Source organism: Alkalihalobacillus sp. BA299, assembly GCF_017745675.1.
In the GTDB taxonomy this organism is placed as follows: domain Bacteria; phylum Bacillota; class Bacilli; order Bacillales; family Bacillaceae_F; genus Alkalihalobacterium.
The window spans coordinates 1-639 of the sequence record NZ_JAFLJM010000065.1 but is presented as its reverse complement, the minus strand read 5'-3'; the positions used below and the strand labels follow the sequence as shown (position 1 = coordinate 639).

Genomic DNA, 639 nt, shown 5'->3' with positions numbered 1-639 from the left:
TTTCGCTCACTGAAATAGGCAGGTAGACCTTGATGTAATTAGGTAAGCCTGCAATCCAGTGTTGTAGTTGACATCGAATTAACTTTTGAATCTTTTTGTTACTTTCTTTTAGGACATCTTGAAGAAGCTCGAGTAGCTGCCCTAGTGCAACAGCCCAATCGAGATCACTGATTTTATCACAAAGATCATAGAATAGTCCACCTAATGTTCTTTGGTCTGTGCTACAACGGTTTTGCCAAGAGAGTACAATGTATCTAGTAAAGACAATGGTGGTATGACAAATCAAGGAGTCATAAGAACGTCCTTGAAACTCTTTTTGTAGCTTTAATAATGACTTTGTTGTTTTGAAAAAGACTTCGATGTCCCAACGAATACCGTAAATACGAATGATTTCTTGTTCACTTAAGCTGCAATCGGTACTTAAAATAGCTAGCCATTCGCTCTTTTTATTACGATTACGTACAAAGGCCATTTTGACAGGAACCCCATTCGCCTGTGTGGTATGGATCGAACGAAGAATCCCTTTCTTACCCTGGATAGGAGTGGCTAAATGATATAGTTCTTTTAGACTGAGCTTCTTTCCTTGGATAAGATAGCGCTGCTTTAATTCTTTTACCATGCCAATGACATCAAGACCTT

General features: G+C 38.7%; 1 protein-coding gene. It reads right to left on the bottom strand.

The window, feature by feature from the left end; translation table 11 throughout:
- The coding region (locus J0N78_RS25535; RefSeq protein ID WP_209125867.1) for an IS4 family transposase at window positions 1-639 on the bottom strand (639 nt) is incomplete at both ends.